Origin of the sequence: Burkholderia singularis (assembly GCF_900176645.1) — a bacterium.
GTDB classification, from domain to species: domain Bacteria; phylum Pseudomonadota; class Gammaproteobacteria; order Burkholderiales; family Burkholderiaceae; genus Burkholderia; species Burkholderia singularis.
Genome location: NZ_FXAN01000032.1, coordinates 1 through 22,329, shown reverse-complemented (window position 1 = coordinate 22,329; position 22,329 = coordinate 1). Strand labels below are relative to the sequence as shown.

The window sequence follows — 22,329 nt, the reverse complement described above, 5'->3', positions numbered from 1 at the left end:
CGCCCGCCTCAGGCGGTGCGCGGCGGCAGCGCGGGCGCGGGTTGCGCCGCGGGTTGAGCGCCTCGCGCCGCGCCCGCCTTGCGGCGCGCGATCAATTCGGCAAGCGAGACGCTCAGCTTGTCGGTGGCCAGCGCATCGACGAGTGTCGCGCAATCGATCTGGGTCTTGCCGCGCTGCGCCTGGTAAATCAACTCCGAACGGTCGATCACGAGCACGTCGAACAAATCCGCGACGCTCAGCCGCTCGGGATTGACGAGCAGCACGTAACGCGGCATCGCATCGTTGCCGTTTTGCAGCCGCGCGATCCAGCCGCGCTCCTCGAGCGTCGACAGCAACCGCTGCGCGGTTTCCATGTCGCAGCGCGTCAACAGCGCGAGCCGCGCGGCCGTATAGCCGCGCTTGCCGGCGTTCTGCGCATCGGCAAGCCGCGCGAGCAATTCGAGCGAATCGAGCAGATCGCTGCCCGGATAGTGGATCCGGTGGAACTGGCCGACCCGGATCGCCGGCAGCGACGATGCGATCATCGCGCCCGCGAGCGCGATGAACCAGCTCAGATACATCCATAGCAGAAACATCGGCAGCGCGGCGAACGCGCCATACACCGCGGTATAGGTCGGGATGCGCCGCACGTAGTAGCCGAAGCCGCGCTTTGCCAGCTCGAACGCGACCGCCGCGCAAATTCCGCCCACCACCGCGTCGCGCCACGCCACCGTGCAGTTCGGCAAATAAACGTAAAGCAGCGTGAAGGCGAGCACCGTGAGCGGCAGCGAGGCCGCGGTCAGCAGCCATTCGAACACGGTCGTCGCGCCCGTCGAGCCCGTGAATGCAAGCGACTGCGTGAACAGATATGACGAAATCGACAAGCTCACGCCGAACAGCAACGGCCCGAGCGTGATCAGCGCCCAATACGCGAGCACGCGCTGCGCGAGCGGCCGCGGCTTGCGCACCCGCCAGATCACGTTGAATGCCGATTCGACCGTCATCATCGTCATCACCGCGGTGAAGACCAGCACGATCAGGCCAGCGGTCGTCAGCCCTTTCGCCTTCGACGCGAACTGGTTCAGGTACTTGAAAATCTGGCTGTTGAACTGCGCGGGCATCAGGTGATCGGCGAGAAATCCCTGCAGCGAGTTCTGGAACGACGCGAACATCGGAAACGCGGTGAACAGCGCGAACGCAACCGTCACGAGCGGCACGAGCGCGAGCATGGTCGTGAACGTGAGGCTGCCCGCGACTTGCGGGATGCGGTCTTCGGCGCTGCGCTTCGCGGCAAAGCGCGCGAGACGCTTGACGGCATCGAGATCGACGCTCAACTTCTTCAGCAACGGCGGACTCTCCTATCTCCTATTACGACTGGGGAACGGCCTGTGCCGCGCGGCGGGACAAACCCCCACGCGGCGCGCCAGCTTCAGCCCCTATAATAGCCGCTCATTCAAGAGGCCTATGAAAGACATCCTCGTGCTCTATTACAGCCGTCACGGCGCGACGCGCGAACTCGCGCGCGCGATCGCGACGGGCATCGACGGCGTGCCCGGCATGCAGGCGCGCATCCGCACCGTGCCGCCGGTATCGACTCTCTGCGAAGCCACCCAGCCCGACATTCCCGACGACGGCCCCCCGTATGCGGAGCCGCGCGATCTCGACGAGTGCGTGGGCCTCGCGCTCGGCTCGCCGACCCGTTTCGGCAACATGGCCGCGCCGCTCAAGTACTTTCTCGACGGCACGACGCCGCAATGGCTCTCGGGCGCGCTCGCGGGCAAGCCGGCGTGTGTGTTCACGTCCACGGGCAGCCTGCACGGCGGGCAGGAATCGACGCTGCTGTCGATGATGCTGCCGCTACTCCATCACGGGATGCTGATCGTCGGCATCCCGTACACCGAAAGCACGCTGACTGTCACGCAAACGGGCGGCACGCCGTATGGCGCGTCGCACTTCGCGCGCGCCGCCGACGCCGTGCACGCGTCTATCTCCGTCGACGAAAAAACGCTCGCGATCGCGCTCGGCGCACGGCTCGCGCGCATCGCGGCGCGGCTCGACGCGGCATCGGCATGAGCGCGCGCGCGGCGGCGGCCAACCCGCGCGCGGCGCGCGCTGCCGCGCTATGCGCAGCGTTGCTGATCGTGCTGTGCTTCGCATGGGAGGCCCGGCTCGCGCCGCTGCGCCCCGGCGGCTCCGCGCTGATGCTGAAGGCCGTGCCGCTCGCGCTTGCGCTGCCCGGCGTATGGCGGCGCAATGTCTATACACTGCAGTGGGCGTCGATGCTGATTTTGATCTATCTTGCGGAAGGCATCGTGCGCGGGATGACGGACGTCGGGCTGTCCGCTCGGCTGGGCTGGGCCGAGGCCGCGCTCGCGTTCGGCTTTTTCGGGGCCGCGCTCGCTTATGTCGCGCCGTTCAAGCGCGTCGCGAAGCAAGCGGCCAAGCAGGCGGCCGATCCGGCCGCAATGCCCGCCGCCCCCCAGCCGCCCGCGCTCCTGATTTCTTCGACCGCGTTCCTCTTTCGAGTTCGAACCATCGCCATGACCGCTTCCTCCGCTTTCATCGACGCCTGCCGCGACGCAATCGGCGCGGATCACGTACTGACCGATGCGCACGATACCGCCGCATTCCTTACCGACTGGCGCCGCCGCTATCAAGGCGCGGCGTGCGCGGTGCTGCGCCCGGCGAACACCGCCGAGGTCGCTGCGATCGTCAAGCTCGCGCTCGCGCATCGCGTCGCGCTGGTGCCGCAAGGCGGCAACACCGGGCTCGCCGGCGGCGCGACGCCTGACACGAGCGGCCAACAGGCCGTGCTGAGCCTGGCGCGCCTGAACCGCGTGCGCGCGCTCGATCCGTACAACAATACGATCACCGTCGAAGCCGGCGTGATCCTCGCCGACGTGCAGGCGCACGCGCAGCAGGCCGACCGCCTGTTCGCGCTGAGCCTCGCCGCCGAGGGAAGCTGCACGATCGGCGGCAATCTCGCGACGAACGCGGGCGGCACCGCGGTACTGCGCTACGGCAACACGCGCGAGCTGTGCCTCGGGCTCGAGGTGGTGACGCCACAAGGCGAAATTTGGGACGGCTTGCGCGGGCTGCGCAAGGACAACACCGGCTACGATCTGCGCGATCTCTTCATCGGCGCGGAAGGCACGCTCGGCATCATCACTGCCGCCGTGATGAAGCTGCATCCGCGCCCCGCCGCCCAGGTCACCGCGCTGGCCGCGCTCGAATCGCCGCACGCGGCAATCGACTTCCTCGCGCTCGCGCAGCGCGCAGCCGGCCCGCTGCTGACGGGGTTCGAGCTGATGTCGGATTTCTGCATGCGCCTGGTCGGCCAGCACTATCCGCAGTTGCGCTACCCGTTCGACGCGCCGCACCCGCAGACCGTGCTGCTCGAACTGTCCGACAACGAGAGCGAAGCGCACGCGCGAACGCTGTTCGAGAAGATGATGGAAGACGCGTTCGAGGCCGGGCTCGTCGTCGATGCGGTGGTCGCCGAAAATCTCGCGCAGTCGCGCGCGTTCTGGGATCTGCGCGAGCACATCCCGCTCGCGCAGGCCGACGAAGGGCTCAACATCAAGCATGACATCGCGCTGCCGATCTCGGCAATCGCGCGCTTCGTCGACGAAACCGACGCGGCGATCCAGGCCGCCGCGCCCGGCTCGCGGATGGTCACGTTCGGACATCTAGGCGACGGCAACCTGCATTACAACGTGCAGGCGCCCGCAGGCGGCGATCCGAAGGCCTTTCTCGCCGAATATCAAGCGCCGATCAACCGGATCGTCTACGACAACGTCCATAAGTACCAGGGCACGATCAGCGCCGAGCACGGTATCGGCCAGCTCAAGATCGACGACGCGCAGCGCTACAAGCCGGCCGTCGAAATCGACATGATGCGCGCGCTGAAAGCCGCGCTCGATCCGCTGAACCTGATGAACCCCGGCAAGGTGCTGCACTGACGCGACGCGTCGGCGCCGCGCCGCGAAGGAGCCGCCCGTGAAGATCCGTGTGCTGTCCGATCTGCATCTCGAACACCATGAGCCCGATACGATCCCATTCGCGCACGCGGATCTCGTCGTCCTCGCGGGCGATATTCACAATCATGCGCAAGGCTTGCTCTGGGCGGCCCAGACGTTCGCCCCCGACGTGCCGGTCGTCTACGTGCCCGGCAATCACGAGTACTACGACGGCGAATTCGGCGCGCTCGAAACCGCGATGCGCGATACCGCATCGGCGCTCGATCACGTGCACTATCTGAACAACGATACGTATATCGACCCCGCCGGACGCTTCCGGGTGCTCGGCACGACGCTCTGGACCGATTTCGCGCTGTTCGGCGCCGACGCCGATACGCACACGCAAGCGATCGCCGCTTGCGAGCGCGCGATGCTCGATTTCAGGGGCTTGATTCAGGTCGACTGGCCGGACGGCGCGAACGGCGCGAAGCTTGCCGCTCGGCAACCGCCGGGCACGGATACGACCGCCGAACCGGCAATCGCCCGCGTTCCCGGCACGCTCCATCCGAGCGCATCCGCCGCGACCGCTTCCGGCGCCACGCTACCGTGCGCCGCCACGCCGCCTCCCCGCTGCTTCACGCCGCGCGACGCGCTGGCGCTGCACCGCACCGCGCGCGCGTGGCTCGAGCGCGAACTCGCGAAGCCGTGGGCAGGCGCAACGATCGTCGTCACGCATCACGCGCCACATCGCGCGAGCCTTGCCGCCCGCTACGCCGGCGATCTCGTGTCGTCCGGCTTCGTCAATGATCTCCCCGCGCTCGTGCGGCCGCCCGTCTCGCTATGGATTCACGGCCACACGCACACATCCTTCGATTACACGACGGCAAACGGCACGCGCGTCGTCTGCAACCCGCACGGCTACGTGAGCCGGCGCACCGGCGAACACGAAAACCCGGCGTTCGAATGGAACAAAGTCGTCACGCTCGGATGACCCGCGCATTCAGCGCACGGCGGTGAATGCGGCGGTAAGCGCGACGCACGCCTCGGCGGGAACCGCGCTCGCAGCGACGAAAGCCACGTTCGCCGCAACGGGAAACGATGCCGCTCACAGCACGGTCCGCCGGCCGTCGCGGTGCACGCGGCGCGCACGCACCGGCACCGGCACCGGCGCACGGCGCATTTGCGCATCGAGCGCGCGCAGCAACTCGCGCGATGCGGCAACGCCCACCACGCCGAGCAGTGCGAGCGCGCCCAGGCCCATCAGCAGTTGCGTATTCATCGATTTCTCCCCGATTCGTCGAATGTGTTGAACGAGTGCCTAAAAAAGACAGTAGCAAACCCATTGCCGAACGACCGTTAAAAAATGTTGCGCCAGCGTCAAACACGGTCAATTCCGCCGATTGGCGACATGAATTGCCCTTTTGCTTTTTTCCCGTTTCGCGCGCCCATTCGGCGTTCAGGTCTGAAGGGTGAATCGTTCGAGTTCGGCCTCGTCGGCTTCGAGAACCAACGGCAGTTCGTCACGCAGAAAATCGACCCACGTGCGGATTTTCGCGTCGAGATATTGGCGCGAAGCGTATAGCGCGTAAATGTTCATCACGTGCGACCGGTATTCGGGCATCACGCGGACGAAGTCGCCGTTGCGCAGCCCCGCGATCGCCGAATAAAGCGGCAGCACGCCGATTCCCATCCCTTCGCGCACGCCGACCGCCAGCGCCTCGGCGACATTGACGCGAAACGGCGGCGATGACAGCGTGACGGCTTCGTCGCCATTCGGCCCCGTCAGCTTCCATTCGTCCCAGTACAAACCCGGCGCGACCATCGCGAGGCACACGTGGCTCGCGAGATCCTGCGGGCGCTGCGGCGCGCCGTGCTTGTCGAGATACGCGCGCGACGCGCATACGACGCTGAACGTCACGCCGAGCCGCTGCGACACGAGCCCCGAATCCGGCAGATCGCGGCCGACCACGAGCGACACGTCGAAGCCTTCCTCGAGCAGATCGGGAAAGCGCTGCGCGAGCGTCAAATCGACGTGGACGTCGGGATAGCGCCGCTGGTAGCGCGACACGGCGGGCACCGTGTAATGCTGACCGAGGCTCGTCATGCAATGGACTTTCAGCTTGCCCGACGGGCGCGCGTGCGCGTCGCTTGCCTCCGCCTCGGCCTGCTCGACATATGCGAGGATCTGCTCGCAGCGTTGCAGATATCGCTCGCCCGCCTCGGTAAGCGCGATGCGGCGGGTCGTCCGGTTCAGCAGGCGCGTGCGCAGATGCGCTTCCAGATCGGAGATCGCCCGCGACGCGTAGGCCGTCGTCGTATTGAGCTGCTGCGCTGCCGCCGTGAAGCTGCCCGCATCAACCACACGGACGAACACGCGCATGTTTTGGAGCGTATCCATGGTGTTTCCCTATCGAATCCGGCCAGATTGTTGCACATACGCCCAACAATATTATCTCGGATTCCGTAAGAATGCGTTGCATTCTTGTTGGCTTATTCTAGAATTCGCAAAAAAATATAATTTCGCTCGACTCATCTTTATTCAAAAGGGAGAAAATCGTGCGGTCTCCGGCAATCAGTGGGGCGCTTGCACTGTCGGTTCTTGCAATGTCATTAATAATGACCGGTTGCGCGAGCATGGGAGACGCAACCCCTCAGGCAAGACGGCTCGATCCGGCGCTGCTCGACGCAGGCACCGCAATCGCCGCGGCCGAGCGCGACGCGGGCTGGCCTGCGGCCGACTGGTGGCACGCGTATGGCGACCCTCAGCTCGATACATGGATCGCCGCGGCGCTCGCCGGCAACCCGTCGCTCGCGGCCGCCCAGGCGCGCGTGCGCGAAGCGCAGGCGCTCGTGCGCGAAGCGCACGCGGGCGAGCTGCCGCAACTGAACGGCTCGCTGTCGCTGATGCGCCAGCACTGGCCGGACAACGTCTATTACGGCCCCGGCCCGCTTGCCGATTCGAACACCTGGAACAATACGGGCGGGCTCAACCTGTCGTATCACCTCGACTTGTGGGGCGAAGACAAGAACAACACGCAGCGCGCGCTCGACGCGGCGCACGCGAGAGCAGCCGACGCGCGCGCCGCGCAGCTCGCGCTCGAGACGCACGTGACGCTCGCCTATATCGATTTCGCGAAGAATTACGCGCTGCTCGACATCGCGCACGCGGCCTACGAACGCCAGCACGAACTCGCCACGCTCGCGCGCAAGCGTCTGCAAGCAGGCATCGGCACGCAGCTCGAAGTCAGCCAGGCCGAGGCGCCGCTGCCCGACTACGCGCGGCAGATCGACAGCTATGAGGAGGCGATTCAGCTCGGCCGCCATCAGCTCGCCGCGCTCGCGGGCAAGGGCCCCGGCGCGGGCGACGCGCTCACGCGGCCCACGCTCGCGCTGAATGCGCGCGCGGGGCTGCCGTCCGCGCTGCCGGCCGAATTGATCGGCCGGCGGCCGGACGTCGTCGCCGCGCGCTGGACGGTCGATGCGCAGGCGCGCGGCATCGACATCGCGAAGGCCGCGTTCTACCCGAACGTCAACCTGATCGCATCGCTCGGCGGCCTGGCCGTCGGCGGCGCGTTCACCACCTTTTTGCGCGCGATGAACGGCGGCTGGTCCGCCGGCCCGGCGCTGACGCTGCCGATCTTCGAGGGCGGCCGGTTGCGCGCGCAGCTCGGCGCGGCGGCCGCGGGCTACGACATGGCGGTCGAGCAGTACAACCAGACGCTCGTCGGCGCGCTAAAGGATATCGCCGACAGCATCGTGCGGCTGCGCTCGCTCGACACCCAACGCAAGGACGCGGCGCGCGCGGTTGCGCTCACCCAGCGCACCTACGATCTGTCTCATACCGGCTTCAGCCGCGGGCTGACCGATTACGTGAACGTGCTGCTCGCGCAAAGCCAGTTGCTGAGCGCGCAGGAGAATCAGACGCGCATCGACGCGCAGCGGCTCGCCGCGCATGCGTCGCTGATGGTCGCGCTCGGCGGCGGAATCGAGCCGCAGGGCGACGCGGCGCGCGACAGCGACAGCGACGCGCCGGCGGCGAATGCGCTCGCGGGCCCGGCGGCAGCGGCGTCAGTCGCGATGCCGCACGCATCGGCAGCCACGCCGACGGCAGCGGCCCCGGCGCCCGCGGCGACGGCGACGGCGACGTCATCGGCTGTATCCGCCACGTCCGCCATGCCCGCCACCCATATACCCGCTGCCAGGCCCGCGCCCGCTGCCGCGCCGCGCGTACCGCTCACGCCGCCCGCCGCAACCGCGGCGCCCTGATCACGGAGCCAGCCGATCATGTCCGCCGCCCCAGCCGCCTCCAGCGCATCGTCCGCCGCCCCGCTCGCCAACGCGATGCGCGATTGGGCGCGCACCGATGGCGCCGCTTGGCTCTATCTCGTGAAAGCGCTCGCTGCCGCGTTCGTCGCGCTCGGCGTCTCGATGGTGCTCGACCTGCCCGCACCGAAAACCGCGATGACGACCGTGTTCATCGTGATGCAGCCGCAAAGCGGCGCGGTGTTCGCCAAAAGCTTCTACCGGCTGATCGGCACATTCGTCGGCTTGAGCGCGACACTCACGCTCGTCGGCTTGTTTCCGCAACAGCCGCTGCTGTTCGTGCTCGCGGTCGCGCTGTGGGTCGCGCTCTGCACGGCGGGCGCCGCGCGCAACCGCAATTTCCGCAGCTACGGCTTTCTGCTCGCCGGCTACACCGCCGCGCTGATCGGCCTGCCCGCGTCGCAGGCGCCCGGCGGCGCGTTCATGACCGCGATGACGCGCGTGTCCGAAATCTCGATCGGCATTCTGTCGGCCGGCATCGTCAGCGCGCTGGTGTTTCCGCGTTACGCCGGCGAGCAGATGCGCACCACCGTGCGCCAGCGCTTCGGCGCGTTCGTCGACTACGTCGCATCGACGCTCGCGGGCACGCTCGATCGTTCGAAGATCGAGAGCGTCCACACGCGCTTCGTCGCGGACGTGGTCGGCTTCGAGGCGGCGCGCAGCATCGCCGTGTTCGAAAACCCGGACACCCGGATGAGGAGCGGCCGGCTGTCGCGGTTGAACAGCGAATTCATGACGGCGGCAAGCCGCTTTCACGCGCTGCATCAGTTGATGAACCGGCTGCACGCGGCCAACGCGCCGGCCGTCGAAGCGCTCGAGCCGTATTTCCGCGAGATCGCGCCGCTGTTGTCACGCAACGGCGAACACGTGCGCACGGCAGCCGACGCCGTGTTCGCGGCCGAGCAACTGCTCGCGTACCGCGACGCGCTGCCGCGCCGGATTCGCGCGACGCGCGCCACGCTCGAGACGCAACCGGACGCCGCGTTGCTCGATTTCGATACCGCGGCCGAACTGCTGTACCGCTTCATCACGGACCTGCACGCGTATGCGGCCACCTACGGCTCGCTCGCCGCGAGCACGCACGAGCGCGAGCGTTGGATCGAGCGCTACGAGCCGCGCACGAATGCGACGGCCGCGCTGATCGCGGGCATCCGCACCGCCGCCGTGATGCTGCTGCTCAGCGTGTTCTGGATCTACAGCGCGTGGCCGAGCGGCGTGACGCTCGTGCTGAACTCGGCGGCCGTGTGCGCGCTCGCGTCGTCGTCGCCGCAGCCGACGAAGATGGCCGCGCAAATGGCGATCGGCACGGCGTTCGCGGTAATCACGGGCTTCGCTCTGATGTTCGGCGTCTATCCGCACATCGACGGCTTCGTGCTGCTGTGCGCGTCGCTCGCGCCGTTCCTGCTGCCTGGCGTGTTCATGTCGATCTCGCCGAAATACGCAGGCGTCGGCGCCGGCTATCTGATCTTCTTCTGCACGCTCGCCGGCCCGGAAAATCTCACGCATTACGATCCGGTCGGCTTCATGAACGATGCAATCGCGCTCGTGCTGTCGATGATCGTATCGGCGATCGCGTTTGCGGTGCTGTTCCCGCCGAGCGCGCCGTGGCTCAAGAAGCGCTTGTTCGCGGACCTGCGCCACCAGGTGGTGGCCGCCTGCCATGCGCGCGTTGCCGGCCTGCGCTCGCGCTTCGAGAGCGGCGCGCGCGATCTGATGTTCCAGGCGCACGCGCTGTCGGCCGATCAGCCGGGCGCGCAGCGCGAAGCGTTGCGCTGGATGTTCGCGGTGCTCGAAACCGGCAATGCGGTGATCGACCTGCGCGAAACGCTCGCGGCGCTGCCGGACGATCCGCGCTATGCGCCGACGATGCCATGGCGGCGCACGATCGACACCGCGCGCGACGCACTCGCCGCGCTGTTCTCGCGGCCCGCGCCGACGCGCCTGGACGCGGCGCTCGCCGCGACGGTCGACGCGATCGCCGCGGCCCAGCAGGCACTCGCCACGTTCGCGCCGCCGCGCGAGACGCGCCATCAATTGCAGCGCATCCTGTCCTACCTGCATTTCGTGCGCACCGCGCTGCTCGACCCCGAATCGCCGCTCGCCGCGCTGGGCGGCGCGCCCGTTCCACCCGCCGAAGGAGCTTCGTCATGATGCCGCGCGACCTCGCGATATTCGACGCGTACATCCCGACTGTCGTGCTGATGTTCGTCATCGGCGGCTTCGCGACCTGGCTGCTCGACCGCCTGCTCGCGTACACCGGGCTCTACCGCGTCGTCTGGCACCCGTCGCTGTTCCGGGCCAGCCTGCTCGTCTGCATTTGCGGGGCGCTCAGTCTCGCCGTCTATCGTTGATATGAATCGAACCATGCTCTTGCGAAAACTTTTCGGCTTCGTCGCGACAGCCGCCATCCTGATCGTCGCGATCCTGATCGGGCGCGCGCTGTGGGTCCATTACATGGACGAGCCGTGGACGCGCGACGGACGTGTGCGCGCCGAGATCGTCAACGTCGCGCCGGACGTGTCGGGCGCGGTGGTCGAGTTGCCGGTGCGCGACAACCAGTTCGTAAAGAAAGGCGATCTGATCATGCAGATCGACCCGTCGCACTACCAGATCGCGGTCGAGCAGGCGCAGGCCGCCGTCGCCGCCCGCCGCGCCGAGTTGCAGATGCGCCGCGACGACGCGGCGCGCCGCGCGGATCTCGACGCGCTCGTCGTATCGAAGGAAAGCCGCGAGAACGCCGCGCACACCGCATCGAGCGCCGAGGCGCAGTACCAGCAGGCACTCGCCGCGCTCGACGCCGCGAAGCTCAATCTGCAACGCACGCGCGTGATCTCGCCGGTGGACGGCTACGTGACGAATCTCCAGGTGTTCAAGGGCGATTACGCGAACGCCGGCCAGGCGAAGCTCGCGATCGTCGACAGCCATTCGTTCTGGGTCTACGGCTACTTCGAGGAAACCAAGCTGCCGCACGTGAAGATCGGCGCGAAGGCGCAGATGCGGCTGATGAGCGGCGAAGTGCTGAAAGGCCACGTCGAAAGCATCTCGCGCGGGATTTACGACCGCGACAACCCGCAAAGCCGCGATCTCGTCGCCGACGTGAATCCGACGTTCAACTGGGTGCGGCTCGCGCAGCGCGTGCCGGTGCGCATCCATATAGACGAGGTGCCGAAGGATCTCGTGCTGTCGGCCGGCACGACCTGCACGGTGATCGTCCAGCCCGACGGCGGCCAGCGGAAGAAATCCTGAGAAGCCGGCCGGCATCCCGTGCGCCGCTACCGCGCCGCCGCGCCAAACCGGGCCGGCCGGATCGCATCGGCCCGGCAGCGCGCGCCCGCTCGACGTCCGATCGCGCGTCGCGCCGGTTCTGCGTGCGTTTGCGTGCACAACGCACGCAAACGCATCGCTTAGTTGGACGAATCGTTCCGCAACAGCCATCGCCCGAATTGCGTCAGCGTGCCATCCTCGTTTCCGATGGCTCTGGCGAAATGCGTGGAAATACCGTGTTTCATTGCGAAAGCCTCCCGGCTCATCCGCCCTATCCCCTGACCGACCGAAATGATGAAATCGGCCATCAATTCGGGCTGCGGCAACGGCTGCCCCGCCTGCCGCCGCGCGTCTTGATGCAGCTGATCCACCTGCCGCTTGAACGCTTCCAGATTGCGTTGCGCCATCTGCACGCCGGATGGCCCCGGGCGCGCCCCGCGCAGCCCCGCCAGCGCGGAGGCAGCCGCAAGGAACGAAGCCCGCGCGGGGCTGGATATGCGCACCACCTGACCGGCAAGCGGCAGCACGTCTGCCGGATCCCGCTGACGCCCCGCCTCGGCAGGTTCCGCCGCCCCGCGCGCGGGGGAGGAGCCTGAACCGCCGGCGTTGGGCTCGGACGCACCGTCGGTAGTGCTCGAAGCGGCAGAACTCGATTGGCCAGCGGGAAAATTGAGAGAACTGCGCATGATGGCATCACCGTGAAAATTAAAAAGACAGGGGGACATGATGCAATGGTCTGACTTTTCGGTCTGCGTCGTACACGCAATGGCCCGCGCATCAGCGAAAAGCCGGCCGTGGCGCGACGCCGTTGGCACCCGCCCGAGTTCGCCCCGCATGAAGCAGGGCGCCCAGGCACTGCGCCGAGAGCTTGGGCGGCTGATGTCGAGCATGGAAGGTCGGTCCAATGCTTTTGCGTTCATGCAGCAGTTTGCCGCTTTCAATTCGCCGCGGCGCAAGCGTCGCCCGCCCGGGGACGGACTGGCGGAATCGAGGAACAACCCTCGCCACCCGAGCATGATCAGCAGGCGCAATGATTTCCGGCGCGGAATGAAAATACGGAAGCGTGCCTGGCCGGTGCCACCTGGCGACCGGCCAGGCACGAAGAAGCGGCAGCGCTTATTCGGCGATGAACCGTTCGACAGTGTCGAGCGACCGGTAATTCTGCGTCGGATCGAGCCCCCCAACCACGACAAGGCTGCCGCCTTTCGTCGAGCAGTACCCAGGGAAATACCGCAGTTCGCTCATCGCGGCCGCCGGCTGCGACTCGCCTTTCACCGGATCGTATATTTCAGCGGCTTTGTCGTTCCCGCCGGCCGCGATCAGCACTTTTCCGCCGTCCACGATTGCCATCGCAGGATAGTAAAGCCTGTCGTACTTCAACGGGACGGGCGCTTCCCAGCGGTCGCCGTCCGGGTCGTATACTTCGAGCGTGCCGCTTGCGGGGACGCCGCCCGCCACCACGACTTTGCCGTCAGGCAGGACGATCGCGCTGGCGCCCTGGCGCGGGTGCGTCATCGGCGCAACGGTCGTCCATCTTGGCGAGACCGGATCGGCATCGTACCGCTCCACCAGTTGCAGGGTATCGCCGCTTTGCGTTATCCCACCGGCAACCAAAACGGCTGTGCCGTGCCGAAGACAGGCTGCCGTGGTGCTCGCCCTGGCGACCGCCATCGGCACCGTGGCGTGCCATTGCATCGAAACCGGATCGTAGAGTTCGGCGGACGCGAGGTAATGCATATGCACGCCGCCGGCCGCGAGCGCTTTGCCGTCGTGCAACGAGGCCAGGGCGAAATCCCTGCGGGCTTCGATCAGATAACCGGTGAACTGCCACGCGCTATCGGCGGGACTCGCGGGATCGTAGACAATGCCTCGGAATTGCATCGCCGTGCGGTCGAAGCCGATTGCCAGCGCCGTGCCGTCCCGCAATAAAGTCAGGCCATCGGTCAAGAACGTGCCCTGCGGAAAGTTGCCGGCCGGAACCCACTGCGCCTGGTCGGGATCGCCTCGATACGCGTTGCCGGCAACCGCCAGTATCTTGCCGCTTTCCAGACATACCGCCCGATAGTTGCCAAAGGCGCCCGGCTCTCCTAGCGTGCCGGCGGATACCCAACGGCCCGGCCCTGGGGCCTCTGCGCGGTTTGCTCGGGCATTGGCCGTTGCGCCCGCGCGGGCAGCGAATGTCTCGAGCCTGCGTTGCAGATGAACTTGCAGCGCCTGAGGCGTTTCTTGGAAATTCATCGCGTTTCTCTCCTGATTGAAGGCGGGGTTCGGTAACCGCTCGGTGCCGCACCGGAGCGCCGCGCGCCTCCATTGGCGAGCGTCGAACGCCGCCCTCCGAGCGTAAAGGGGAACGCCGGCCGCACCCGCCCCCTCAGTGTCGGAGCGAAGAACCGTTCCTTTTGTCCATTTCCGGCCGCCTTTCCGTGCCGCGCTTTCTATTCCGTGTCGCCGCGCGCCGATCGGGCGGCTTTAGCGGATCAACTCATGCGCCAGCGCGGCAACGCCCAGTCATGCCGCCGCCCCCCGACACCTTCTCACCGCTGCGCCGCCCGCAAGCGCTGATTGGCCGTTCGGGCCCGGCGGCAACGTTGGGCCGTTCGGCCTGAACGGCCGCTGTCCGGCCGCGCCCCCGGACTTATCCCTGGCCTGCCCAGATTTGTCCGCTTTGCGACAAAAATTGTCCTGACACTTTTTAGAAGCCACATTACACTCCGACGACACATTCAACGAATCGCACGCGGCAGCACTGCACGCGGCGCCCCTTCAGAGACCTCCGAATCACCATGCAAACCAGCCTCGACCATCGTCCCCCCGCCCCGGTGCGCGCTACCGCCGCGCGCACCGCCTATCCGGTGCTCGGCGCCATCAGCTTCGCGCATCTGCTCAACGACATGATCCAATCGTTGATCCTCGCGATCTATCCGATGCTCAAAGCGACGTTCTCGCTGTCGTTCACGCAAATCGGCCTGATTACACTGACCTATCAGATCACCGCGTCGCTGCTGCAGCCGATCATCGGCAGCTATACCGACAAGCGGCCGCAACCGTACTCGCTGCCGATCGGCATGGGCTTCACGCTGTCCGGCCTGCTGCTGATGTCGGTCGCACCGAATTTTCCGCTGCTGCTTGCCGCCGCCGCGCTCGTCGGCTGCGGATCGTCGGTGTTCCATCCGGAATCGTCGCGGGTCGCGCGCATGGCCTCGGGCGGTCAACACGGGCTCGCGCAATCGCTGTTCCAGGTGGGCGGCAACGCCGGCTCGTCGCTCGGCCCGCTGCTCGCCGCGCTGATCGTGATCCCGCACGGGCAGCGCAGCATCGCGTGGTTCTCCGCGGCGGCGCTCGTCGCGATCGTCGTGCTCACGCAGATCGGCCGCTGGTACAAGCGTCATCCGGCGTCGAAGAAAAAAGCCGCGCAGGCGTCGCCCGCCACGCTGCCGCCGCGCCGGGTCGCCCTCGCGCTCGGCGTGCTCGTGATGCTGGTGTTCTCGAAATATCTGTATCTCGCGAGCCTGAACAGCTACTTCACGTTCTATCTGATCGACAAGTTCCATCTGAGCGTGCAGGCCGCGCAAATCCACCTGTTCGTGTTCCTTGCCGCCGTCGCGGCAGGCACGCTGATCGGCGGGCCGGTCGGCGACCGGATCGGCCGCAAATACGTGATCTGGGTATCGATTCTCGGCGTCGCGCCGTTCACGTTGCTGCTGCCTTACGCGAACCTGTTCTGGACCACGGTGCTGACGGTCGTGATCGGCGTGGTGCTCGCATCGGCGTTCGCGGCGATCATCGTCTATGGGCAGGAGCTGATTCCCGGCAAGGTCGGCACGGTCGCCGGCCTGTTCTTCGGGCTGTCGTTCGGGCTGGGCGGCGTCGGCGCGGCGGTGCTTGGCCAGCTTGCCGACGTGACGAGCATCGCGTTCGTCTACAAGGTCTGCTCGTTCCTGCCGTTGATCGGCGTGTTGACGGTGTTTCTGCCGGATCTCGAGAGCAGCATGCGGCGCAGCCGGCGCGGCGCGTAAGCGGCGGCGCGAAGCGCGCTGGTGACGGCAGCCGCGCCTAGTGCGAGGGGACCGGGCGCGGCGCTGGGCGCAGCCCTCGGGGCGGCGGCCGCGTTCGCGATGCGCCGCTTCCCCCTTGCGGGATTCAACGTCGTTGCTCGGCGCCCCGTTTGCGATGCCCGGTTTTCGCCGATGCGCAACGCCGCAAACGACATTGCTCGCCCGCCCATCTCGCTTGGCGACTCATGCGCCGCGCCCCTATGCCGGCACGCACCGACAAGCATGCCGGCGCATCACATCCCGTTCGCGTGCGCGAGCAGGAATTGCCGCAAAATCCCCGACGAATACGTGCTGGCGATATCGGCGAGAAACGTCACAAACGAAGCGCTCGCATGATCGTCCGCGGCATCGGAGATCGTGCGCACGATCGCACACGGCACGCCGTATTCATAGCAGACCTGCGCGAGCGCCGCGCCCTCCATCTCGACGGCCAACGCGTCCGGCAGCGCGTCGCGCAACGCACTCACCTCGCGGTCGCTCGACACGAAACGGTCGCCGCTCGCGATCAGCCCTTCGTGCACGCGCGCGCCGCGCAGCCCGAAGCGCGCGTTCAGCGCGGCGCCGTGGTCGGCCACGAAGCGCTCGCAAGCCGCCTTCAATTGGCCGGCAAGCGCGGCATCGGCCGCAAAGCGCGTCACGCCGAGCAGCGGCACCTCGAAACGCGCAAAGAGCGGCGACGCGTCGAGATCATGTTGCAGCAGCGCATCGGCCACCACGATGTCGCCGACCGACACGTCACGCGCAATGCCACCCGCCACGCCCGTAAACACGATCCCGCGCACGTCGAAGCGATGGATCAGCGCGCTCGCGGTCGCGGCGGCCGCGACCTTGCCGACGCGCGCAAGCGTGACGACACACGGCACGCCGTATGCCAGCCCGACGTGATAATCGCGCGGGCCAAGCCGCACCGCGTCGACAGGCCCGCTCGCGCGCATCGCGGCGACGAGGTCGCCCAGCTCCTCCGGCAGCGCGGCAAGAATGCCGAGCGGCCGGTCCGCGTCCATCCACTGCTTCATTCGATCTCCTGACATGCGGGGCACCTGGCCGGCGCGAAGGCGTCCGGTCGAGGGGCGGCTCATCGGCGGCTAATCGGCGGCCGTGCCGGCTGCGCCGGGCACGCCGGATCGCCGGCGGCCATTCGAAACGCCAGCCCGCTCACTCGACGGCTTGCAACTTCGCTACCGCGAGCGCGAGCCACTTCTCGCCGTGCCGCTTGAATTTGACTTGCGCCTTCGCATCCGCGCCACTGCCCTCGAGCGCCGTCACCGTGCCCTCTCCAAACTTCGTGTGGAACACCTGCTGGCCGATCCTGAAGCCGTTCTCGGCCGCGCGCTGCTGATTCGCGAACGCGGGCAGCGGCGCGGACACCGCCGCGTCGACCACACTGTCGCGCGCCGCGCCCGGCCGCGCGAACCAGTCGCGCCCCCAGCCGGCGTTGTCCGAGCGGCCGCCCCAGCGCGCGCCTGCCTCGGCCTTCGGCGTGAGCCATTTGAGCACGTGCTGCGGCAGTTCGTCGAAAAAGCGCGAGCGAATGTTGTAGCGCGTCTGGCCGTGCAACATCCGGCTCTGCGCAAACGACAGATAAAGCCGCTCCTTCGCACGCGTGATCGCCACATACATTAGCCGGCGCTCCTCCTCGAGGCCGTCGGCCTCGAGCGCGCTGTTCTCGTGCGGAAACAGCCCCTCCTCGAGGCCGGTGATGAACACCGCCGTGAATTCCAGCCCCTTCGCCGCGTGCACCGTCATCAGTTGCACCGCGTCCTGACCCGCCTGCGCCTGGTTGTCTCCCGCCTCGAGCGACGCATGCGACAAAAAACCGGCGAGCGGCGTCATCGCATCGGGGTTCTGCGCCGGATCGGCCAAGCTCGCGGGTTCGAGCACCGCATCGCCCGCGTCCGGCGACGCAAGCTCCGGCGCCGCGCTCGCGCGTGCGTTGAGCGGAATCGAACGGGCGGGCGTGTCGAGCCCGTACCCCTCCTCGGCAACGAACGCGGTGGCCGCGTTCTCCAGTTCCTGCAAGTTTTCGAGGCGGTCCTGGCCTTCGCGCTCGCCTTGATAGAAATCGGCGAGGCCGCTCGCGCGCACCACATATTCGACCGTCTCGGGCAAGCTCATCTGCGCGGTCTCGGCGCGCATTTTCGCGATCAGGTTCGCGAACGCGCCCAGGCTCGTGCCCGCCTTGCCCGTCACGTATGGAATCGCGGCGGCCATCGAGCAATCGTACAGACGTGCGGCGTCGGCGAGTTGCTCGATCGAGCGCGCGCCGATGCCGCGCGTCGGAAAATTGACGACGCGCGCGAACGCGGTATCGTCGTTCGGATTGTCGATGAGGCGCAGATACGCGAGCGCGTGCTTCACCTCCTGCCGCTCGAAGAAGCGCAGGCCGCCATACACGCGGTACGCAATGCCCGCCGTCATCAGCGTATGTTCGATCGAGCGCGACTGCGCGTTGCTCCGGTACAGCACCGCGATTTCGCTGCGCGCCAGCCCCGTGTTCACGAGCGAGCGGATCTCCTCGATGATCCACGCCGCCTCCTGCGCATCGGTAGCGGCCTCATAGACGCGCACCGGCTCGCCGTGGCCGGCATCGGTGCGCAGATTCTTGCCGAGCCGATGCGCGTTGTGCGAGATCAGGTGATTCGCCGCATCGAGGATATTGCCGTGCGACCGGTAATTCTGCTCGAGCTTGATCAGGTTGCGCACGCGGAATTCGTCTTCGAAGTCACGCATGTTGCCGACGTTCGCGCCGCGAAACGCGTAGATCGACTGATCGTCGTCGCCGACCGCGAAGATCGCGTTCTGGCCGCCCGCAAGCAGCTTGAGCCATACATATTGCAGCTTGTTCGTATCCTGGAATTCGTCGACGAGGATCTGCTTGAAGCGCGCCTGATAATGCGCGCGCAGCGGCGGATTGTGCGCGAGCAGTTCGTAGCAGCGCAGCAGCAGCTCGGCGAAATCGACGACGCCCTCGCGCTGACACTGCTGCTCGTAAGCGTGGTAAAGCTCGACGAACTTGCGGTTGAAGTTGTCGGTCGCATCGACCTTGTCCGGGCGCAGCCCTTGCTCCTTCGCGTTGTTGATGAAGTATTGGACGTTCTTCGGCGGATATTTCTCGTCGTCGATGTTCGCGGCCTTCATCAACCGCTTGATCGCGGAAAGCTGGTCGGCGGTGTCGAGAATCTGGAACGTCTGCGGCAGGCCCGCGTCGCGGTAATGCGCGCGCAGCATCCGGTTGCAGAGGCCGTGAAACGTGCCGATCCACATCCCGCGCGTGTCGATCGGCATCATCGCCGACAGGCGCGCCATCATTTCGCGCGCGGCCTTGTTCGTGAACGTGACGGCAAGCACGGTCGGCGGCGACGCATAGCCCTGCTGGATCAGCCACGCAATCCGCGTGATCAGCACCCGGGTCTTGCCGCTGCCCGCCCCGGCGAGGATCAGCGCCGGCTCGTTCGGCAAGGTGACAGCGGCGAGTTGTTCGGGGTTCAGGTTCGCGAGCAGATCAGGCATAGAGGACGAAGCGAAAAAAACGGCATGAGCGCGGGCCGGACATTATAAATCGCAGTCGACGGAACGCCGCTTGGCGCGATACGCATCCATTTATAATGATGGGTTTCCGCATCAATCTTCCCTCTCTTTCGGCGAATTCCCACCATGAGCGACAGCACGCTTGCGAAAAGTTTCGAGCCCCAGACAATCGAATCCCATTGGGGGCCGGAATGGGAAAAGCGCGGTTACGCAACGCCCGCGCTCGATCCCAACCGCCCGGACTTCTCGATCCAGTTGCCGCCCCCGAACGTGACGGGCACGCTGCACATGGGCCACGCGTTCAACCAGACGATCATGGACGGGCTGGTGCGCTATCACCGGATGCTCGGCCACAACACGCTGTGGATGCCCGGCACCGATCACGCGGGCATCGCGACGCAAATCGTCGTCGAGCGCCAGCTCGATGCGCAAGGCGTATCGCGCCACGATCTCGGCCGCGACGCGTTCGTCGAGCGCGTGTGGAAATGGAAGAAGCAGTCCGGCTCGACGATCACGCGCCAGATGCGCCGCCTCGGCGCGTCGACCGACTGGTCGCGCGAGTACTTCACGATGAACGACACGATGTCCGAAGTCGTGCGCGAGGTGTTCGTGCGCCTGTACGAGCAAGGTCTCATCTATCGCGGCAAGCGGCTCGTCAACTGGGACCCGGTGCTGATGACCGCGGTGTCCGATCTCGAAGTCGCGAGCGAAGAGGAAAACGGCCATTTGTGGCACATCCGCTATCCGCTCGCCGACGGCTCGGGCCACCTGTGCGTCGCGACGACGCGCCCCGAGACGATGCTCGGCGACGTCGCGCTGATGGTGCATCCGCAAGACGAGCGCTATGCGCATCTCGTCGGCCAGCGCGTGAAGCTGCCGCTGACCGACCGCGAAATCCCGGTGATCGCCGACGACTACGTCGACCGAGAGTTCGGCACGGGCGTCGTCAAGGTCACGCCCGCGCACGACTTCAACGACTACCAGGTCGGCGTGCGCCACCACCTGCCGATGATCGACGTGCTGACGCTCGATGCGAAGATCAACGACAACGCGCCCGAGCCGTACCGCGGCCTCGATCGCTTCGACGCGCGCCGCACGATCGTCGCCGATCTCGACGCAGCCGGCCTGCTCGAAGCCGTGCAGCCGCACAAGCTGATGGTGCCGCGCGGCGATCGCACGGGCGTCGTGCTGGAGCCGATGCTCACCGACCAGTGGTTCGTGGCAATGACGAAGCCCGCGCCGCAACACACGTTCCATCCGGGCAAGTCGATCACCGAAGTGTCGCTCGACGCCGTGCGCAGCGGGCAGATCAAGTTCGTGCCGGAAAACTGGACGGCCACTTACTACCAATGGCTCGAGAACATCCAGGACTGGTGCATCTCGCGGCAGCTGTGGTGGGGCCATCAGATTCCCGCCTGGTACGGCGAGAACGGCGAGGTGTTCGTCGCCAGGAGCGAGCAGGCCGCGCGCGAGCAGGCCGCCGCGAAGGGCTACACGGGGCCGCTCAAGCGCGACGAAGACGTGCTCGACACGTGGTTCTCGTCGGCGCTCGTGCCGTTCTCGTCGCTCGGCTGGCCGAACGACACGCCGGAACTCAAGCATTTCCTGCCGTCGTCGGTGCTCGTCACCGGTTTCGACATCATCTTCTTCTGGGTCGCGCGGATGGTGATGATGACGACACACTTCACCGGCAAGGTGCCGTTCGAGACGGTCTACGTGCATGGCCTCGTGCGCGACGCCGAAGGCCAGAAAATGTCCAAGAGCAAGGGCAACACGCTCGATCCGATCGACATCGTCGACGGCATCGGCCTCGATGCGCTCGTCGCGAAGCGCACGACGGGCCTGATGAATCCGAAGCAGGCCGCCACCATCGAGAAGAAAACGCGCAAGGAATTCCCCGACGGCATTCCCGCGTTCGGCACCGACGCGCTGCGCTTCACGATGGCGTCGATGGCCACGCTCGGGCGCAACGTGAATTTCGATCTCGCGCGCTGCGAGGGCTACCGCAATTTCTGCAACAAGCTGTGGAACGCGACGCGTTTCGTGCTGATGAACTGCGAGGGCCACGACTGCGGCTTCGACAAGCCGCAAGCGTGCGGCGCGGGCGAATGCGGCCCCGGCGGCTATCTGGATTTCTCCGCGGCCGACCGCTGGATCGTGTCGCAGTTGCAGCGGGTCGAGGCGGACATCGCGAAGGGCTTCGCCGACTACCGATTCGACAATATCGCGAACGCAATCTATAAATTTGTTTGGGACGAGTACTGCGACTGGTATCTCGAACTTGCGAAAGTACAGATCCAGAACGGCACGCCCGAACAGCAGCGCGCGACGCGCCGCACGCTGCTGCGCGTGCTGGAGACGGTGCTGCGCCTCGCGCATCCGGTCATCCCGTTCATCACCGAAGCGCTCTGGCAAAAGGTCGCGCCGCTCGCAGGCCGCTACCCCGCCGGCTGCGCCGAGGGCGACGCATCGCTGATGGTGCAGCCGTATCCGATCGCCGAACCCGCAAAGATCGATGAGGCTTCCGAACAGTGGGCGGCCGAACTGAAGGCAGTGGTCGATGCATGTCGTAATCTGCGTGGTGAGATGAATCTTTCTCCTGCGACCAAAGTGCCGCTGCTCGCGGCGGGCAACGTCGCTCGGCTCACGGCGTTCGCGCCTTACGTACAGGCGCTCGCGCGGCTGTCCGAGGTGCGCGTGCTCGCCGACGAGGCGTCGCTCGACAGCGAAGCGCACGGCGCGCCGATTGCTATCGTCGGCGAGAACAAGCTGGTGCTGAAGGTCGAGATCGACGTCGCGGCCGAACGCGAACGTTTGTCGAAGGAGATTGCCCGTCTCGAAGGAGAAATCGTGAAATGCAATGCAAAGCTCGGCAACGAGGCGTTCGTCGCGAAAGCGCCGCCCGCCGTCGTCGAACAGGAGCAGAAGCGGCTCGCGGAGTTTCGCAACACGCTGTCGAAGCTCAGCGCGCAGCTCGCTCGTCTGCCGGCTTGATCGTGCATTCTGGCGTAACAAACCGTAAGGTCGCTTGCGCCAGCTATCGTGCAACAATCACCATTTGATTCAATGGAATCAAAAGAGGAACAAGGGTTCGATCATGTTGAAAGTCACTAAGGCGGTATTCCCGGTCGCGGGTCTGGGCACGCGATTCCTGCCCGCCACCAAGGCGAGCCCGAAGGAAATGCTGCCCGTCGTCGACAAGCCGCTGATCCAGTACGCTG

At 66.5% G+C, this 22,329-nt stretch carries 17 protein-coding genes and 1 pseudogene; 11 read left to right on the top strand and 7 right to left on the bottom strand.

Annotation, left to right across the window (positions count from 1 at the left end; genetic code table 11):
- Positions 1-8: 8 nt before the first annotated feature.
- A complete protein-coding gene (locus BSIN_RS02690; protein ID WP_059518668.1) occupies positions 9-1,322 on the bottom strand; it encodes a YihY family inner membrane protein in 1,314 nt (437 codons plus the stop codon).
- Positions 1,323-1,443: 121 nt separating this feature from the next.
- Here BSIN_RS02690 and wrbA point away from each other — a divergent pair, with 121 nt between their 5' ends.
- From wrbA to BSIN_RS02670, 4 genes and pseudogenes are all read left to right on the top strand, one after another.
- Positions 1,444-2,052 carry an NAD(P)H:quinone oxidoreductase gene (gene wrbA, locus BSIN_RS02685; RefSeq protein ID WP_069234604.1) on the top strand — a complete coding sequence of 203 codons (609 nt, stop codon included), beginning with the start codon at positions 1,444-1,446 and terminating at the stop codon, positions 2,050-2,052.
- Positions 2,049-2,327: pseudogene (locus BSIN_RS26345) on the top strand (DUF2069 domain-containing protein); the annotation flags it as partial. The gene wrbA and the pseudogene BSIN_RS26345, both read left to right, overlap by 4 nt.
- Before the next feature lie 192 nt (positions 2,328-2,519).
- Positions 2,520-3,941: an FAD-binding oxidoreductase gene (locus BSIN_RS02675; RefSeq protein ID WP_069234605.1), complete on the top strand. Its 1,422-nt coding sequence runs from the start codon at positions 2,520-2,522 to the stop codon at positions 3,939-3,941.
- A 37-nt stretch (positions 3,942-3,978) separates the two neighbouring features.
- A complete protein-coding gene (locus BSIN_RS02670; RefSeq protein ID WP_089339439.1) occupies positions 3,979-4,929 on the top strand; it encodes a metallophosphoesterase in 951 nt (316 codons plus the stop codon).
- Between the two features lie 114 nt (positions 4,930-5,043).
- On the opposite strand, the gene BSIN_RS25950 is transcribed toward BSIN_RS02670, so the two are convergent.
- Together BSIN_RS25950 and BSIN_RS02665 are read right to left on the bottom strand one after the other, a co-directional pair.
- Positions 5,044-5,217 carry a hypothetical protein gene (locus BSIN_RS25950; protein WP_173678613.1) on the bottom strand — a complete coding sequence of 58 codons (174 nt, stop codon included), beginning with the start codon at positions 5,215-5,217 and terminating at the stop codon, positions 5,044-5,046.
- A gap of 177 nt (positions 5,218-5,394) precedes the next feature.
- A complete protein-coding gene (locus BSIN_RS02665) occupies positions 5,395-6,336 on the bottom strand; it encodes a LysR family transcriptional regulator (protein ID WP_089339438.1) in 942 nt (313 codons plus the stop codon).
- A gap of 173 nt (positions 6,337-6,509) precedes the next feature.
- On the opposite strand from BSIN_RS02665, the gene BSIN_RS02660 reads away from it, so the two are divergent.
- The 4 genes from BSIN_RS02660 to BSIN_RS02645 are packed head-to-tail and all read left to right on the top strand — an operon-like array spanning position 6,510 to position 11,507.
- The gene (locus tag BSIN_RS02660; RefSeq protein ID WP_173678615.1) at positions 6,510-8,204 is read left to right on the top strand and encodes an efflux transporter outer membrane subunit; all 1,695 of its coding nucleotides are present in this window, start codon (positions 6,510-6,512) and stop codon (positions 8,202-8,204) included.
- Positions 8,205-8,222: 18 nt separating this feature from the next.
- A complete protein-coding gene (locus BSIN_RS02655; protein ID WP_089339436.1) occupies positions 8,223-10,412 on the top strand; it encodes an FUSC family protein in 2,190 nt (729 codons plus the stop codon).
- Positions 10,409-10,612, top strand: coding sequence for a DUF1656 domain-containing protein (locus BSIN_RS02650; RefSeq protein ID WP_059518612.1), 204 nt, complete (start codon positions 10,409-10,411; stop codon positions 10,610-10,612). The genes BSIN_RS02655 and BSIN_RS02650 overlap by 4 nt, the downstream gene beginning before the upstream one ends.
- Positions 10,613-10,625: 13 nt before the next feature.
- Positions 10,626-11,507, top strand: a complete 882-nt coding sequence (locus BSIN_RS02645) for an efflux RND transporter periplasmic adaptor subunit (RefSeq protein ID WP_173678612.1) — start codon at positions 10,626-10,628, stop codon at positions 11,505-11,507.
- A gap of 158 nt (positions 11,508-11,665) precedes the next feature.
- On the opposite strand, the gene BSIN_RS25050 is transcribed toward BSIN_RS02645, so the two are convergent.
- A complete protein-coding gene (locus BSIN_RS25050; protein ID WP_143757296.1) occupies positions 11,666-12,415 on the bottom strand; it encodes a hypothetical protein in 750 nt (249 codons plus the stop codon).
- A 226-nt stretch (positions 12,416-12,641) separates the two neighbouring features.
- Positions 12,642-13,763: a Kelch repeat-containing protein gene (locus BSIN_RS02635; protein WP_089339433.1), complete on the bottom strand. Its 1,122-nt coding sequence runs from the start codon at positions 13,761-13,763 to the stop codon at positions 12,642-12,644.
- 545 nt (positions 13,764-14,308) lie between these two features.
- On the opposite strand from BSIN_RS02635, the gene BSIN_RS02630 reads away from it, so the two are divergent.
- Positions 14,309-15,541: an MFS transporter gene (locus BSIN_RS02630; protein ID WP_089339432.1), complete on the top strand. Its 1,233-nt coding sequence runs from the start codon at positions 14,309-14,311 to the stop codon at positions 15,539-15,541.
- Positions 15,542-15,813: 272 nt separating this feature from the next.
- Here the strand turns inward: BSIN_RS02630 and BSIN_RS02625 are convergent, their stop codons facing one another.
- Both BSIN_RS02625 and BSIN_RS02620 read right to left on the bottom strand, forming a co-directional pair.
- Positions 15,814-16,596: a 5'-methylthioadenosine/adenosylhomocysteine nucleosidase gene (locus BSIN_RS02625; RefSeq protein WP_089339431.1), complete on the bottom strand. Its 783-nt coding sequence runs from the start codon at positions 16,594-16,596 to the stop codon at positions 15,814-15,816.
- Positions 16,597-16,735: 139 nt separating this feature from the next.
- Positions 16,736-19,090 carry a UvrD-helicase domain-containing protein gene (locus BSIN_RS02620; protein WP_089339430.1) on the bottom strand — a complete coding sequence of 785 codons (2,355 nt, stop codon included), beginning with the start codon at positions 19,088-19,090 and terminating at the stop codon, positions 16,736-16,738.
- 144 nt (positions 19,091-19,234) lie between these two features.
- On the opposite strand from BSIN_RS02620, the gene BSIN_RS02615 reads away from it, so the two are divergent.
- Both BSIN_RS02615 and BSIN_RS24910 read left to right on the top strand, forming a co-directional pair.
- Positions 19,235-22,102, top strand: a complete 2,868-nt coding sequence (locus tag BSIN_RS02615) for a valine--tRNA ligase (protein WP_089339429.1) — start codon at positions 19,235-19,237, stop codon at positions 22,100-22,102.
- Between the two features lie 103 nt (positions 22,103-22,205).
- Positions 22,206-22,329 (top strand): sugar phosphate nucleotidyltransferase (locus BSIN_RS24910; RefSeq protein WP_369828109.1); only part of this gene is annotated, 124 nt, incomplete at its 3' end.

What these genes read in the sequence shown, in the direction of transcription:
- wrbA (WP_069234604.1), top strand. Translation starts at nt 1,444, where the DNA reads ATGAAAGACATCCTCGTGCTCTATTACAGCCGTCACGGCGCGACGCGC.
- BSIN_RS02675 (WP_069234605.1), top strand. Translation starts at nt 2,520, where the DNA reads ATGACCGCTTCCTCCGCTTTCATCGACGCCTGCCGCGACGCAATCGGC.
- BSIN_RS25950 (WP_173678613.1), bottom strand. Translation starts at nt 5,217, where the DNA reads ATGAATACGCAACTGCTGATGGGCCTGGGCGCGCTCGCACTGCTCGGC.
- BSIN_RS02665 (WP_089339438.1), bottom strand. Translation starts at nt 6,336, where the DNA reads ATGGATACGCTCCAAAACATGCGCGTGTTCGTCCGTGTGGTTGATGCG.
- BSIN_RS02655 (WP_089339436.1), top strand. Translation starts at nt 8,223, where the DNA reads ATGTCCGCCGCCCCAGCCGCCTCCAGCGCATCGTCCGCCGCCCCGCTC.
- BSIN_RS02650 (WP_059518612.1), top strand. Translation starts at nt 10,409, where the DNA reads ATGATGCCGCGCGACCTCGCGATATTCGACGCGTACATCCCGACTGTC.
- BSIN_RS02645 (WP_173678612.1), top strand. Translation starts at nt 10,626, where the DNA reads ATGCTCTTGCGAAAACTTTTCGGCTTCGTCGCGACAGCCGCCATCCTG.
- BSIN_RS25050 (WP_143757296.1), bottom strand. Translation starts at nt 12,415, where the DNA reads ATGCTCGACATCAGCCGCCCAAGCTCTCGGCGCAGTGCCTGGGCGCCC.
- BSIN_RS02635 (WP_089339433.1), bottom strand. Translation starts at nt 13,763, where the DNA reads ATGAATTTCCAAGAAACGCCTCAGGCGCTGCAAGTTCATCTGCAACGC.
- BSIN_RS02630 (WP_089339432.1), top strand. Translation starts at nt 14,309, where the DNA reads ATGCAAACCAGCCTCGACCATCGTCCCCCCGCCCCGGTGCGCGCTACC.
- BSIN_RS02625 (WP_089339431.1), bottom strand. Translation starts at nt 16,596, where the DNA reads ATGAAGCAGTGGATGGACGCGGACCGGCCGCTCGGCATTCTTGCCGCG.
- BSIN_RS02620 (WP_089339430.1), bottom strand. Translation starts at nt 19,090, where the DNA reads ATGCCTGATCTGCTCGCGAACCTGAACCCCGAACAACTCGCCGCTGTC.
- BSIN_RS02615 (WP_089339429.1), top strand. Translation starts at nt 19,235, where the DNA reads ATGAGCGACAGCACGCTTGCGAAAAGTTTCGAGCCCCAGACAATCGAA.